General features: G+C 72.4%; 13 protein-coding genes. 5 read left to right on the top strand and 8 right to left on the bottom strand.

Translation table 11 applies throughout. The features are described from left to right. Positions 1-98: 98 nt before the first annotated feature. Positions 99-923 carry a S1 family peptidase gene (locus MMB17_RS04255; RefSeq protein WP_241101183.1) on the top strand — a complete coding sequence of 275 codons (825 nt, stop codon included), beginning with the start codon at positions 99-101 and terminating at the stop codon, positions 921-923. Positions 924-951: 28 nt separating this feature from the next. Here MMB17_RS04255 and MMB17_RS04250 read toward each other — a convergent pair whose 3' ends face one another. From MMB17_RS04250 to MMB17_RS04230, 5 genes are all read right to left on the bottom strand, one after another. Then, on the bottom strand, positions 952-2220 hold the full coding sequence (locus MMB17_RS04250; RefSeq protein ID WP_241101182.1) for a phage major capsid protein: 1269 nt from the start codon (positions 2218-2220) through the stop codon (positions 952-954). A gap of 7 nt (positions 2221-2227) precedes the next feature. Beyond that, on the bottom strand, positions 2228-2755 hold the full coding sequence (locus MMB17_RS04245; RefSeq protein ID WP_241101181.1) for an HK97 family phage prohead protease: 528 nt from the start codon (positions 2753-2755) through the stop codon (positions 2228-2230). A gap of 32 nt (positions 2756-2787) precedes the next feature. Beyond that, entirely contained in the window at positions 2788-3945 is a 1158-nt protein-coding gene (locus tag MMB17_RS04240) for a phage portal protein (RefSeq protein ID WP_241101180.1), read from the bottom strand. A gap of 200 nt (positions 3946-4145) precedes the next feature. Continuing rightward, positions 4146-5411, bottom strand: a complete 1266-nt coding sequence (locus MMB17_RS04235) for a DNA-packaging protein (RefSeq protein ID WP_241102111.1) — start codon at positions 5409-5411, stop codon at positions 4146-4148. After that, the gene (locus MMB17_RS04230) at positions 5392-6093 is read right to left on the bottom strand and encodes a hypothetical protein (protein WP_241101179.1); all 702 of its coding nucleotides are present in this window, start codon (positions 6091-6093) and stop codon (positions 5392-5394) included. The genes MMB17_RS04235 and MMB17_RS04230 overlap by 20 nt, the downstream gene beginning before the upstream one ends. Positions 6094-6392: 299 nt before the next feature. Between MMB17_RS04230 and MMB17_RS04225 the strand changes: the two genes are divergently transcribed. Then, positions 6393-7424, top strand: a complete 1032-nt coding sequence (locus tag MMB17_RS04225) for a sensor histidine kinase (RefSeq protein WP_238314141.1) — start codon at positions 6393-6395, stop codon at positions 7422-7424. Between the two features lie 84 nt (positions 7425-7508). Continuing rightward, positions 7509-7940 (top strand): SufE family protein, encoded by a 432-nt coding sequence (locus tag MMB17_RS04220; RefSeq protein WP_238314142.1) that lies wholly within the window; start codon positions 7509-7511, stop codon positions 7938-7940. 94 nt (positions 7941-8034) lie between these two features. On the opposite strand, the gene MMB17_RS04215 is transcribed toward MMB17_RS04220, so the two are convergent. From MMB17_RS04215 to MMB17_RS04205, 3 genes are all read right to left on the bottom strand, one after another. Beyond that, complete coding sequence (locus MMB17_RS04215) at positions 8035-8886, bottom strand: DUF6456 domain-containing protein (RefSeq protein WP_241101178.1); 852 nt, start codon at positions 8884-8886, stop codon at positions 8035-8037. Between the two features lie 137 nt (positions 8887-9023). Beyond that, positions 9024-9218, bottom strand: coding sequence for a hypothetical protein (locus MMB17_RS04210; RefSeq protein ID WP_241101177.1), 195 nt, complete (start codon positions 9216-9218; stop codon positions 9024-9026). 133 nt (positions 9219-9351) lie between these two features. Then, positions 9352-9789, bottom strand: coding sequence for a Ros/MucR family transcriptional regulator (locus tag MMB17_RS04205; RefSeq protein WP_238314146.1), 438 nt, complete (start codon positions 9787-9789; stop codon positions 9352-9354). 404 nt (positions 9790-10193) lie between these two features. Here MMB17_RS04205 and MMB17_RS04200 point away from each other — a divergent pair, with 404 nt between their 5' ends. Further along, positions 10194-12374, top strand: coding sequence for a S9 family peptidase (locus MMB17_RS04200; RefSeq protein WP_241101176.1), 2181 nt, complete (start codon positions 10194-10196; stop codon positions 12372-12374). 113 nt (positions 12375-12487) lie between these two features. Next, complete coding sequence (gene ilvD / locus MMB17_RS04195) at positions 12488-14326, top strand: dihydroxy-acid dehydratase (protein ID WP_241101175.1); 1839 nt, start codon at positions 12488-12490, stop codon at positions 14324-14326. Positions 14327-14377: the final 51 nt, after the last annotated feature.

Here is a 14377-nt window from a genome sequence, read left to right as displayed (position 1 = left end):
TCGGCCCGGTCCGGCACGGGGAACCTCAGCTTGGCCGCCGAATTGGGTTCGGATACGCTGAATCGAATCGGAGCGCGCTTGGGCGCGGGAGAGGCAGCATGGTTTCGATCCCCGTCCGCAGGCTCGCGCTCGGCGCGCTGCTGGCCCTCGTGCCGCTCTCGGCGCAGGCGGTGGTGCAGGGGCAGGTCGAGCGCGACCCCGGCGGTCTGCGCGCCTCGGTGGTGCGCGTCGAATCCACCCAGGGCGAGATCTGCTCCGGCACCCTCATCTCCCAGGACGTGGTGCTCACCGCCGCCCACTGCGTGATGCACCAGGCCGGCTACAACGTCGTGGTGGTGGATCCCTCCTTCCGCCAGCGCCGCATCCGCGCGGTCGCCGCGGCGATGCATCCCGATTTCGTCTCCGGCACCACGCCGGAGGACCAGCCGGGCATCGATCTCGCGCTTCTGAAGCTCGCCCAGCCGGTCGGCCCGGGCTTCCGCCCCCTCGATCCCCGCGGCGGCGCCATCGGCACCGGCGATTCCGTGGACATCGCCGGCTTCGGCGTGGTGGCGGAGAACCGCCGCGGCACGGCGCGGACGCTGCGCACCGCCCATCTTGTCTCGATCGGCTCCCTTCAGGTCGCCAACCGGGTCACCGTGGTCACCGATGCCCGCCGCATGGCGGAGACGGCCGGGGCCGGCGCCTGCCTCGGCGATTCCGGCGGCCCGATCCTGCGCGGCGGCCAGATGGTCGGCGTGGTGAGCTGGTCGAGCGGCGCCATGCGCCAGGACCGGCGCGCCCGCACCGCCTGCGGCGGCTTCACCGCGGTGACCCCCACCGCCGAGCATGCCGGCTGGATCTCGTCCCGGGCGGCGGAGCTGGAGGCGATGCCCGCCGCCAGCGCCCGCTCGGAATGGATGGCCCGGCCGGGGCGGCGCTGAGGCGCCCCGGCTTCCGCTCGCGCCGCGCTCACGCGGTGAACTTCAACAGCTTGATCGCGTCGAAGTCCTGCACGCCGCCGCCGACCCGCTTGGTGGTGTAGAACAGCACGTAGGGCTTGGCGGAATAGGGGTCGCGCAGGGTGCGCAGCCCCGTGCGGTCCACCACGAGATAGCCCCGCCGGAAATCGCCGAAGGCGACCGAGAGGCTGCCCGTCGCGAGGTCGGGCATCGCCTCGGCCTCGGCCACGGGGAAGCCCATCAGGGTTGCGGCCCGGTCGGCGGCCAGCGGCGGCTGCCACAGGTAGTTGCCGTCCGCGTCCTTGAACTTGCGGATCGTGCTCTGCACCCGCCGGTTCATCACGAAGCTCGCCCCCTGCCGGAAGCCTGCCCGCAGGGCGTAGACGAGGTCGAACAGCACGTCGGAGGGGTTGCTCGCCGGGAAGGCGCCGTTGGCGCCGGTGGCGACGAAGCCGAGCTTGCCCGGCACCCAGGCGCTGTTGGCCACGGTATCGTAGGCGAGAAAGCCCTTGGGCCGGCCGCTGCCGCTGCCGGTGACGAAGGCGACGCTCTCCTGCTCGGCGAAGACCGTCTCGATCTCCTCGGCCAGCCAGGCGTCGATGTCGACCACCGCGTCGTCGAGCAGCGTCTGGGTCGCCGCCGGCATGGCGTAGAGCTCCATGGCCGGGAAGTTCAGCTCGGTCAGGGGCGGGCTGTCGGTCTGGGGGCGCGGGGCGGTCTCGGCCACCCAGCCCGCGGCCGGCCCGGTCGCCGAGAAGGCCCGCTTGTACTGGCCGCCGGAGATCACCCGCACGGAGGCGATGGCGCGGATCGGCGAGATCGTGGCCAGCCGGCGCAGCACCTCGCGCTCGACCATGCTCGGCACGAGGTAGCCGCCATCCGGTCCGGAGCCGGCCGAGAGCGCCTTCTCCTCCAGCCGCTTCAGGCCGGCGCTCTCGCCGGCCCGCATGTAGAGGTCGAAGGCCGCCTTGTGCTCGCTGGCGCCGGCCACCCGGCGGGTCCCCTCCGGGTCGGCCAGGGGCGGGCGGGCGCGGTCGAGGCTGATCCGGTCGAGCCGGTTCTTGGCCTGGTCGAGGGCCGCGTCGATGCGGGCGAGCTTCTCCTCCGTCACCACGTCGGCGGAGAGCCGGGTCTCGATCTGCCCGAGCCGGGCGTCGTTGGCCTCCTTGAAAGCCTCGAAGGCGCGGCCGAGCTCGTCCAGGGCGGTGTCGACCCCGCCGAGCGCCGCCTTGTTCTCGAGGGACTTGGTTTCGATCGCGAAGGGGATCTGTCCGGTCATGAGGGCCTCAGAGGTGGGAGGGTGTGGCGGAGCGGGGCGGGATCCGGCCCGGGGCCCCGGGCGGCGGATGCAGGCGGCCGGCGCAGCGGCGCAGCCGCGCGGCGAGGTCGATGGTCGGGGCGGCCTTGGCGGAGCGGGTGGCGATCCGCGCCCCCGGCTGCAGGGGGAAGCTGACCAGGGAGATCTCCCAGAGATCGACGGCCAGGAGCCGGCGGCCGCCGCGGGACGGCGCCGCCCGCACGGTCCGGAAGCCGATGGAGAGCCCGTCCAGCGCTCCTTCGCGCAGGAGCGCGTCGAGTTCGCGGGCTCGCTGCACAGCGAGGTTCAGCCGCCCCTCGACCCGCAGGCCCCTGCCGTCCTCGCGCAGGGCCAGCCAGGCGCCGATGGGCTCGGCCGCGTCGTGCTGCCAGAGCATGCGCACGCCCGCCGGGCCCCCCCGGGCGAGGCTGTCCGCGAAGGCGCCCGGCATCACCGTGTCGCGCCCGAGATCGGGCACGCCGAACAGGCTGGCATAGCCGGTGAAATGGCCATCCATCGAAAACCTCGGCGCTGGGAGGAAGGGGGTGGTCAGGCGGCGGGCGTGCCGGCCGGCGGGTAGCCCAAAGCCTCGCGCTTCTCGTCCGGGCTGAGGAAATCCGCACCCTGGAGGCGGCGCCAGAGGGATTCGCGCTCGGCGGCGAGCGCCTCGATGCCGTCGAGATCGGGCACCAGGGCGGCGGGGCCGAAGGCCGGCTCCAGCCAGCCGGCGAGGGCGGCGGCGGTGCGGCGCACCAGGGGGATCACCGTTTGGCGGTAGAAGGCCCGGTTGGCCTCGGCGTAATTGGCGTGGGTGTTGTCCCCCGGCAGGCCGAGGAGCAGGGGCGGCACGCCGAAGGCGAGGGCGATCTCCCGGGCGGCGGAGGCCTTGGCCTCCACGAAATCCATTTCCTTGGGCGAGAGTGCCAGCGGCTTCCAGTCGAGGCCGCCATCGAGCAGCAGGGGCCGGCCGGCATTGGCCGCGCCCTGGTAGCTCGCTTCCAGTTCCCCCTTGAGCCGGCTGAACTGCGCGTCGCTCAGCGAGGCCCCGGAGGCGGGGGCGAAGACCAGGGCGCCGGAGGGGCGCGCCGCGTTGTCGAGCAGCGCCTTGTGCCAGGCGCCGGCCGCGTTGTGGATGTCGAGGGCGACGGCGGCCGCCTCCACCGGCGAGAGGCCGTAATGGTCGTCGAGGGGGTTGAAGGTCTTCAGGTGCAGGATCGGCGGCACCGGCCCCGCCTGCTCGTAGCGGACGGGCCGTCCCCCGGCGGAATATTCGTAGGCCGTGGGCCAGCCGTCCGGCCCGGCGATCACCCGCATCCGGTCGGGGCGCAGGGCGTAGAGGGCGCGGGGGGCGCCGTCGAGGAAGACCGCTTCGAGATAGGCGTTCCCGGCGATCATCAAGTGCCCGTAGATGCCCTCCAGGAAGCCGGGGCCGCCCTCCCGCGGGCTCGGCCGGGCGAGCAGGGCGAGGAGCGGATGCCCCGCCTCGCCGCCCTCCAGGGTGAGGGGCAGGCTCGCGGCGGATTCCGCGACGAGGCGCACGGCCCGGTGGGCGATGGCGTTGCGCTGGTAGCCCTCCCGGGCGAAGGCGCCGATATCCCGCGTCATCCAGACGGCGGGGGCATCGCCGTAGAGGGCGAGGCTCGCCCCCTTCACGGCGGGCGCGGAAAAGCCCGCGGCCCGGACGAGCCGCGCGAGAATGTTGGGCATCGGGGACTCCGCGGGTGGAGGTTCGGTCGAGGCGGACGCACCGTTCCTCCCCCACTCGGGGGAGGTGGCCGCGAAGCGGACGGAGGGGGCCGTGGCTTCCGGCCTCGCGCCCGCGGCCCACTCCACCCCGCTTCGCGCGGTTCTCCTCGCCCAGGGGCGAGGAGAGAGGCGGCCATCGCGTCCATCGTCCGCAAGCACGCCTAAAGCCGCCGCACCTGCGGCGCGGCGGGCGGCGTCAGCATCAGGTGGGTCAGCGCCCAGACCAGGGCGTCGAGCCGGTCGGGGGAGGCGCCGGTGGAGAGGCCGCCGGGGCCGAAATCGCAGAGTTCGTCCTCCAGGGCCGGGAAGGCGCCGACATGGCGCACCCGGCCTCGGGCGTAGAGCAGGGCGACCGGCTCGGCCCGCAGGTACTTTCCGCGGCTCGCCCGCACCGGCACCACCGGCACGGCGGCGTCGATCTGGGCGAGCACGGCGGCGACCATCTCGCCGCCCTGGTTCACCTCCACCACCAGGGCATCGGCCGCGAGCCGGTGGTAGAGGGCCAAGGCGGCCCCGGCCCAGGCCTCCGGGCGCGCCCGGTCGAGGCTGGCATCGGCGAGCACATAGGCGATGCCGTCCTCGGCGAGGCCCGCGGCGACGAGGCCGCAGGCATCCGCCCCCGCCCCGGAGCTGGCCGGCGGGTCGAGGGCCACCGCGATGCGCATCAGCGCCGGGGCCCGGGCGACGCGGCCGGCCTCGATCAGCGCCCGCGACCAGAGCGCATCCGGCCGGTCGTCGATCAGCGCGCCGTCGAGCTCCTGCCGCCCGAGCCGGGTGCCGGCATAGCGGCCGACGATCGTGTCGAGGAAGCCCGGCGCCAGGTTCATGGCGTTGTCGGCGGTGCGCGCCCGGCTGACCGCGACGCGCGGGTCGGCGAGCAGCCGGCGGATCAGCGGCACCGGCCGCGGGGTGGTGGTCACGAGGCCCCGGGGCCGCGTCCCGAGGCGCAGGCCGAACTGGATCATGTCCCAGGTGGCCTCCGCATGGCGCCACTTGGCGGCCTCGTCGGCCCAGGCGGCGCCGAACTGGGGTCCGCGCAGGGAATCCGGCTCCTCCGCCGAGAAGGCGAGGGCCACGGCGCCGTTGGCGAAGGTCAGCCGGCGCCGCGAGGGCATCCAGTCGGGCCGGGCCGCGCCCCGCCGGGGCAGGGCGAGCAGGCCGGAGGGGCCGTCGATCATCACGTCGCGGACATCGGCGAAGGTCTCGCCGACCAGGGCGATGCGCCCCACCGGCGCGGGCGTGAAGGCGGGGTCGCCCAGAGCCAGCGCCCGCACCCATTCGGCCCCGGTGCGGGTCTTGCCCGCCCCGCGCCCGCCGATCACCGCCCAGGTGGTCCAGTCGCCCTCCGGCGGCAGTTGATCGTCCCGGGCGAGGAAGAGCCAGTCCTGCGCCAGGGCCTGCACCGCCTCAGGCGGCAGGCTCGCCAGGAAGGCCCCCAGCCGCCCCGTCCGCGAGAACCGCCGCAAGGCGTCGCGCGAGGTCGTCGCGGAGGGCGGCGAGATCGGTGTCAGATCCCCCATCCGCCCCGTCTCCCGTGTCCCGAGGGCCTCCGGCCCGTTCGTCGGCGTCGAGTGCGTCGAGCAGCCGCTTCAGGCCGCCGAGATCCCGCAACACCCGGGCGGAATCGATCACCGCCGCGCCCTGCCCGTGCAGGGCGGCGTCGAAGGCGGCGATCTGCCGGGCGACATGCGCCCGCAGGGCCCGGTTGAGCGCCCGCGCATCGGGCGCCTCCTCCCCGAGGGGCGCGACGGCCGGCGGCGGCGTCCGCAGGGCGGGCCGGCGCGGGGGCAGGCCGCAGGCGCGAAACAGGTTCTGGGCGGAGCTCGGCCGCACCCCCATCGCCTCGGCGAGGTCCTTCGGGTCGACCCGCGGCTCGTAATAGAGTCGGGCCACCGCCTGCAGCCGGCTCTCGGGCCAGTTGGCCGGGCTCAGCGCGCCGCGGCCGACGACCTTCGGCTTGCGCCAGCCGCCGGCACTGTTCCAGGTGCTGACCGTCTTGGGCGACACGCCGGTGCGCCGCCCGATCTCCACCAGGGTCAGGGCGGTGTCGCGCAGCATCGCCTCGACGGCCTGGCGCGTCTCGGCGCTGTAAGGGCTCGGAATCCGCATCACCCCCCGCCGTCTCGTCACACTTCTTGAGCGTGGGATCACCCTAGCCGAGGAACGTCACGCTGTCAATCATAAATTCCTATAGTAGGAAAAATGTCCGATATTCTCTCCGCCGAGCGGCGGGCCGCTCGCCTTGCCGGCGCCGCGCCCGGCCTGTCGCCGGCGAAATGCCCCATATCCGCAGCGCCCTAGGCCGATGCGATCCCGGTTTCCCCGGCCGGAACGGCGCTACCCTCGACACGTTGACCGCCGGGTGCCCGGTGTGGTTCAGGCGGGCCGTGAAGCTGGGCGGGTCGCGTATGGTCGGGGCGGCAACGGGCGAGGAGCGGGAGGGCGGCGGGATCCGCGACGACTTCCGGCGATTCGCGGATTTCGTCCCGCTCATGATGTGGCGCTGCGACGCGGCCGGTCAGGCGATCCATCACAACGAGTGCTGGCTCGAATTCACCGGGCGGAGCCTGGAGGAGGAGCTCGGGCAGGGCTGGCGCCAGGGGCTGCATCCGGACGACTTCGCCCGGCACGCGGCCCTGGTGGACGAGGCCTTCGCCGCGCGGAAGCCCTTTACCGTCGAATTCCGCCTGCGCCGGCATGACGGGGCCTATCGCTGGCTGCTCGACACCGCCCGGCCCCTGGTCGAGGACGGCGCCTTCGCCGGCTATATCGGCTCCTGCTTCGACATCACCGACCGCAAGCATGCCGAGGAGCATGCCGAGGCGGCGCTCGCCGAGAAGGAGACGCTGCTCGCGGAGATCTATCACCGCGTGCGCAACAATCTGCAGGTGATGGTGAGCCTGATCGGCCTCTACGGCCGGGCCGCGCCGGAGCCCTGCCGCGGCAGCTTCGATGCCCTCGGTCAGCGGGTCCGGGCGATCGCCCTCGTGCAGCAGCACCTGCACGAGGCGCCCCACATCGCCTCCATCGACCTCAAGGACTATCTCCACCGCCTCGCCTCCGGGCTCGGGCAGCTGCGGCGGGCCGGGCGCATCGGCGTGACGGTCGAGGGGCGGGGCACGAGCATCGTCGAGCCGCGCATCGCCAATGCCCTCGGCATGATCGTGGCGGAGATCGTGGCCGAATGCCTCGACGCCACGGCGGAGACGGTGGCCTGCACCATCGCCATCACCCTGGAGGCCCCCCCCGGTGCCCCGGTGCAGCTCGCGATCGTGTCCGGCGAGACGACGGCGATCGCGCGGCCGGGCGTGCCCAAGCTCGGGCCGCGCCTCATCGCGGCCTATGCCGCCCAGGCGGAGATCGCCGTGCGGGGCGAGGCCACCAAGGCCGATCCCCTCCTGCTCCAGCTGCCCGAACCCCGGACGCAGGGGAGGGCCTGACTCGGGCTCCTCCTGCGGGCCGGTCTCGTCCACGGCGGCATCACCGACTATATGGGGGCCTCGCGAAGACCGGCCGGACCCCGCATGCTGCCTCCCATCGAGACCATCATCGAGAATTTCGCCTTCATCGACGACGCGATGGATCGGTACGAATATGTGATCGAGCTCGGGAAGGCGCTGCCGCCCCTGCCCGAGGCGCTGCATTCCGAAACGAACCGCGTTCATGGCTGCGAGAGCCAGGTCTGGCTCGACGTCTCCCTCGATCGCGCCGGTGCCGGGCCGCAACTCGCTCTCCAGGGGGACAGCGATTCCCAGATCGTGAAGGGATTCGTCGCGCTCATGGTGGCGCTCTACCGCGGCAAGAGCCCCGAGCAGGCCGTGACGACGGACGGGTTCGATCTGCTCAAGCAGCTCGATTTCGGCGCGCACATCACCTCCAAGCGCTCGAACGGCGTCCGGTCCATGGTCGAGCGCATCCAGCGGGATGCGCGGCGCTTCGCCGCCGAGGCCGCCTGACGATCGGGTCCGGCCCGGGGCCGGATCACGCCCCGGCCGAGGGGGCGCCCTTCCCCGGGGCGGGGAAGGGACGGCGGTGTTTCCGTGCGCCGGCTCAGGCGGAGGCGTCGGCCGCGCGCCAGTGGCGCGCGCGGGTGCGCTCCGGGCCGGTCGCCTCCGGCGCGAGGCCGTAATGCTCGGCGAGCCGCCGCAGGGCGATGCGGACCACGACCTTGGCCGAGCGGGCCGGCCAGTCGCGCTCGCTCTCGATCTGCTCCAGCCCCTTCAGGAAGCCGCACAGGTCGATCAGCAGGCCCGACAGGTCGGCGCCGACGGCGCGCAGGGCCCGGTCGGTACGCTGGCGCGCCGCCACGACCCGGTCCGAGCCTGCGGCCGGATCGCGCGGGCCGCCGCCATCGACCCGCAGCGTATCCCAGGTCTGGCCGAGGCTCGGCAGCATCTGCGCCGCGGTGAGGTCGCGGCGCAGGCGCTCCCCCGCCTCGAAGGCGGCGGCGTCGATCAGGGGAATCCCGCCCCGCCCGCGCCGCCGGGCCATCCAGGCCAGGGGGCTCTCCGCCGCGTCGCGCAGCCTTACGGCGCCGCCCTCGGGGGGCGTCTCCGCCACGAGGGCGAGGTGCTGCGCCCGGAAGGCCTCGCCCTCCGGCGCCTCGGCGCGCCGCAGGCGGGCGCGTCCCGCCGGGCTGATCCGCAGGCGGTCCCCCGGACCGCCGCCCTCGACGAGATCGGCTGCCCGCAGGCGCTCGACCGCGGTACGGCTGAAGCGGCCGCCGCCCAGGGAGATGCCGCCGCGCGCGCGCCGCACGCAGATCCGCCCGCTCTCGACCGGATCGGGGAAGGCGTAGGCTTCGTCCTCGCCGAGGGCCGCGAGCAGGCGCGCCGCCTCGCGCCCCAGCGGGCGGCCCGTTCCCCCATCCTGCTCCCGGCGGCCGTCAGACCGCTTTGCCATCGCAATGTTCATGATATGTTCCAAGCGCGATCCGCAATTCGGGGACGGGCGTCCCCAAGGAGCGAGAGCTATCAGAAAATAATCCTAATTCAAGACTTGACGCCTGATCGGTCGAGGGCGCACGGGGCTGGGGGGCGCTATTCGCCCGCGGCCGGCTTCGTCGGCGGGTGCCTCAGAGCCTCTTCGATCTCTTCCTCGGACTTGCCGCGCACGGCGTAGCCCATGCGCTCGAAACGCTCGATCAGCGTCTCGCTCTCGGTCGCCTTGCGGGCGGCCCATTCGGCAAGGAGGGCATTCGTCTTGCCGAGCTGCTCGGAGGGATCGTCGTCCATCGCCGGAACAATCGGCGAGGATGCACCGCGTTCCCGATCTTTCCTGTTGATAAGGGCGTTCCATGTGAAAACCCCGGCCGGGACAGAGGCCCGGCCGGGGTTTCGAGGTTGATGGCGCGACGCTTGCCGACGGTCAGGCGGCTTCGTCGTAGCTGCCGTTGCGGGTCTGGCCCAGGCCGATCGCCTTGGCGAGGTCGGAGCGGGCCTTGGCGTAGTTCGGCGCGACCATCGGGTAGTCGGGGGAGAGGCCCCACTTCGCCCGGTACTGCTCGGGGGAGAGGTCGTACTTGGCGCGCAGGTGCCGCTTGAGCGACTTGAAGGTGCGGCCGTCCTCCAGGCAGACGATGTAGTCGGGCATCACCGACTTCTTGATCGGCACGGCGGGCTGCTGCGGCGCGGCCTCGACCGGCTTCTCCTCGACCGCGCCGGTGGCGATCTGCGTGAGAACGGCGTGGACCCGCTTCAGGAGCTGAGGAAGCTCGGTGGGGGGAACCGGGTTCCGGGTGACGAAGGCCGAGACGATGTCGGCCGCGAGTTCGATCAGGTCCACCGCTTTCTCGTTTTCTTGCATGATTGGCATCATCCCCTTGGCACGCAGCAAGCCGCGAGGCTGCGCGTCCGGCCCATGACGGCACAAGACGGCAGCCGCCCCAGCGAGGAAACCCTTCGCATCGCCGGCCCGACTGCAAATTCTCCGATAGATGTGGCATCCCCCTCTGCCACGTTACTGACTTAGGCCATCGGGTTTCAGGTCGCAAGACAGGGCTGGCATGCACGGATACGTGAAGAGGACTTCATCCGACCGACGTGGTGGGTTTCCGCACTTGCGTTGAGCCTCCTGAAGCGGTTGCAGATGCTCTTGCGGCGGGCGCCACTTGTGTCGAAGCCGCAGGCGAGACACATGCCGGCTCCGGCCCGGCAGGGAGGCGAACTCCCGGAAGCGATGCCCGAAGCGATGCCCATGGAGCGAGAGCCATGACCGACACCCCGCCCGCGATCCCGCCTTTCGCCCTGCCTCCGCAGGCGCCGGTCGCGGAGGCGAGGCCCCGTCCCTTCCATCTCCACGGATGCGAGGTCGCGGACGACTATGCCTGGCTGAAGGCGGCGAACTGGCGGGACGTGCTCAAGGACCCGGCCGCCCTGGACGCGGATATCCGCGCCTATCTCGAGGCGGAGAACGCCTATGCCGAAGCGGCGCTGGGGCAGGCCGCGGCGCTGCGCAAGGCGCTGGTGGCCGAGATGCGCGGGCGCATCCGCGAGGACGATGCCAGCGTGCCCGAGCCGGACGGGCCCTACGCCTATTACATCCGGCACCGGGAGGGCGGGCAGCATCCGCTGATCTGCCGCCGGCCGCGCACCGTGGTCGTGCTGCCCGGCCAGGGCGCCGAGACCGCCGCCGATGGCGGCCCGGAGGAGGGCGAGGTGATCCTGCTCGACGGCGACAAGCTCGGCGAAGGGCTTCCCTTCTTCGAGATCGCCGGGACGACGCATTCCGACGACCACGCCTTCCTGGCCTGGGGCGCCGACACCAAGGGCTCCGAGCTGCACACGATCCGCATCCGCGACCTCGCCACCGGCGAGGACCTGCCTGACCGGGTCGAGGAGACCGCCGGCCAGGCGGTGTGGTCCACGGACGGGTCGGTGTTCTTCTACGTGGCCCTCGACGAGAACCACCGCCCGGCCCGGGTGATGCGCCACCGGGTCGGCACGCCCCAATCCGAGGACGCGGTGGTCTACGAGGAGGCCGATCCCGGCTTCTTCGTCCATATCGGCAAGACGCAGTCCGGCCGTTTCCTCACGGTGGTCGCGAGCGACCACGAGACGTCGGAGGTGCATCTCCTGGAGCGCGCCGCGCCCGAGGGCCCGCTGACCTGCGTTGCCCCCCGCGAGGAGCGGCTGATGTATTCCGTCGAGCATTGGGGCGAGTATCTCGTCCTGCTCACCAACGCCGACGGGGCCGAGGACTTCAAGATCGTCACCTGCCCGCTCGCGCAGACCGCCCGCGAGAACTGGCGCGATGCCGTGCCCCACCGGCCGGGCGTGTTGATCGGCCACCTGCACGTGCTCGGCAATCACCTCGTGCGGCTGGAGCAGGAGAACGCCCTGCCGCGCATCGTGGTGCGGGACCTGAAGGGCGAGGAGCACACGGTCGCCTTCCCCGAGGAGGCCTATTCCCTCGGCCTCTCCACCGGCTACGAGTTCGAGACGGCGCGCATCCGCTTCACCTATTCCTCGATGACGACGCCGTCGGAGACCTACGACTACGATTGCGTCACCCGTGGCCGGCACCTGCGCAAGCGCCAGGTCGTGCCGAGCGGCCACGAGGCCGGCGCCTACGTCACCCGCCGCCTCTTCGCCACCGCGCCGGACGGGGCGCAGGTGCCGATCTCCCTGCTGCACCGGCGCGACACGCCCCTCGACGGCTCGGCGCCGCTCCTGCTCTACGGCTACGGCTCCTACGGCGCGTCGATGTCGGCCGCCTTCCGCACCAACCCGCTCTCCCTGGTCGATCGCGGCTTCGTCTACGCCATCGCCCATGTCCGCGGCGGCACGGAGAAGGGCTGGGGCTGGTATCTCGACGGCAAGCGCGAGAAGAAGCCCAACACCTTCACCGATTTCGTGGCCTGCGCCCGCGCCCTGATCGAGGCCGGCTACACGTCGCAGAAGCGCATCGTCGCCCATGGCGGCAGCGCCGGCGGCATGCTGATGGGCGCCGTGGCCAACCTCGCCCCCGAGCTGTTCGCCGGCATCGTGGCCGACGTGCCCTTCGTCGACGTGCTCAACACCATGCTCGACGCCGACCTGCCGCTCACCCCGCCGGAATGGCCGGAATGGGGCAACCCGGCCGAGAGCGAGGCGGCCTTCCGGACCATCCTGTCCTACTCGCCCTACGACAACGTGGCGGCCAAGGCCTACCCGGCGATCCTGGCGCTGGGCGGCCTCACCGATCCCCGCGTGACCTACTGGGAACCGGCCAAGTGGGTCGCCCGGCTGCGCGCCACCATGACCGGGGGCGGCCCGGTCCTCCTCCGGATCAACATGGAGGCGGGCCATGGCGGCGCCGCCGGGCGCTTCGACCGCCTGGAGGAGGTCGGCCTGATCTACGCCTTCGCCCTCATGGCCGCGCGATCGGCCTCCGACGCCGCCTCCGCCTGACCCCTGCGGCCATCGCGGACCGGCCCTTCGTTGAAACGGGGGGCCGGTTCGTGAGAGAGGGGGCGCAGCGGCGCCTCTCGAAGCCGACCACTTCCAAAAAGACCCGCCACGCCATGCCCGCCTATCGCTCCCGCACCACCACCCACGGCCGCAACATGGCCGGCGCCCGCGGCCTGTGGCGCGCCACGGGCATGAAGGATTCCGATTTCGGCAAGCCGATCATCGCGGTGGTGAACTCGTTCACGCAGTTCGTGCCGGGCCATGTCCACCTGAAGGATCTCGGCCAGCTCGTCGCCCGCGAGATCGAGCAGGCCGGCGGCGTCGCCAAGGAGTTCAACACCATCGCGGTCGATGACGGCATCGCGATGGGCCATGACGGCATGCTCTACTCGCTGCCCTCCCGCGAGCTGATCGCGGATTCCGTCGAGTACATGGTCAACGCGCATTGCGCCGACGCCATGGTCTGCATCTCGAACTGCGACAAGATCACCCCCGGCATGCTGATGGCGGCGCTCCGCCTCAACATCCCGGCAGTCTTCGTCTCCGGCGGCCCGATGGAGGCCGGCAAGGTCGTGATGAAGGGCGTCACCCGCAAGTTCGACCTCGTCGACGCCATGGTGGCCGCGGCCGACGACCGGATCTCGGACGAGGACGTGGCCGTCATCGAGCGCTCCGCCTGCCCGACCTGCGGCTCCTGCTCGGGCATGTTCACCGCCAATTCCATGAACTGCCTCACGGAGGCCCTCGGCCTGTCCCTGCCCGGCAACGGCTCGGTGCTGGCGACCCATGCCGACCGCAAGCGCCTCTTCGTCGAGGCGGGCCACCTGATCGTCGACCTCGCCCGCCGCCATTACGAGCAGGACGATGCCAGCGTGCTGCCGCGGGCCATCGCCACCATGGCCGCCTTCGAGAACGCGATGACCCTCGACATCGCCATGGGCGGCTCCACCAACACGGTGCTGCACCTGCTCGCCGCCGCGCACGAGGCCGGGGTGAACTTCACCATGGCCGATATCGACCGGCTCTCGCGCCGGGTGCCGGTGCTCTGCAAGGTCGCCCCGGCGGTGGCCGATATCCACATGGAGGACGTGCACCGGGCCGGCGGCATCATGGGCATCCTCGGCGAGCTCGACCGCGCCGGCCTGATCGACCGCAACGTCGGCAATGTCGGCTCCGGCACGCTCGGCGCGGCGCTGGACCGCTGGGACGTGACCCTGAGCCGGAGCGAGGCCGTCCAGACCTTCTACCGGGCCGCGCCCGGCGGCGTGCCGACCCAGGTCGCCTTCAGCCAGGAGTCGCGCTGGGACGAGCTCGACACCGACCGCGCCGCCGGCGTCATCCGCGATGCGGCCCACGCCTATTCCAAGGATGGTGGCCTCGCCGTGCTCTACGGCAACCTCGCCGAGGACGGCTGCATCGTGAAGACCGCGGGCGTCGACGCCTCGATCCTCACCTTCACCGGCACGGCCCATGTCTTCGAGAGCCAGGACGCGGCGGTGGACGGCATCCTCAACGGCCGGGTCAAGGCCGGCGAGGTCGTGCTGATCCGCTACGAGGGCCCCCGCGGCGGCCCGGGCATGCAGGAGATGCTCTATCCGACGAGCTATCTGAAATCGAAGGGGCTCGGCAAAGCCTGCGCCCTCGTCACGGACGGGCGCTTCTCCGGCGGCTCGTCGGGGCTCTCCATTGGCCACGTCTCGCCGGAGGCGGCGGAGGGCGGCCTGATCGGCCTCGTCGAGCAGGGCGACCGGATCGAGATCGACATCCCGAACCGGCGCATCCACCTCGCCGTGGACGAGGCGGTGCTCGCCGAGCGCCGCGCCGCCCGGGACGCGGCGGGCTGGCAGCCGGCCGCCCCGCGCAAGCGCAAGGTCAGCACCGCGTTGCGCGCCTACGCCATGCTCGCCACCAGCGCCGCCAAGGGCGCCGTCCGCGCCCTGCCGGAGGGCTGAGGGCAGGGCCGGTCGAGGCACGTCGGTCCGGTCTAAGGCGCTCCCTTCCGC

Origin of the sequence: Methylobacterium organophilum, assembly GCF_022533465.1 — a bacterium.
Lineage (GTDB): Bacteria > Pseudomonadota > Alphaproteobacteria > Rhizobiales > Beijerinckiaceae > Methylobacterium > Methylobacterium organophilum.
Note: the sequence above shows the minus strand (reverse complement) of the source record. Positions and strands in the feature narration are given on the sequence as shown.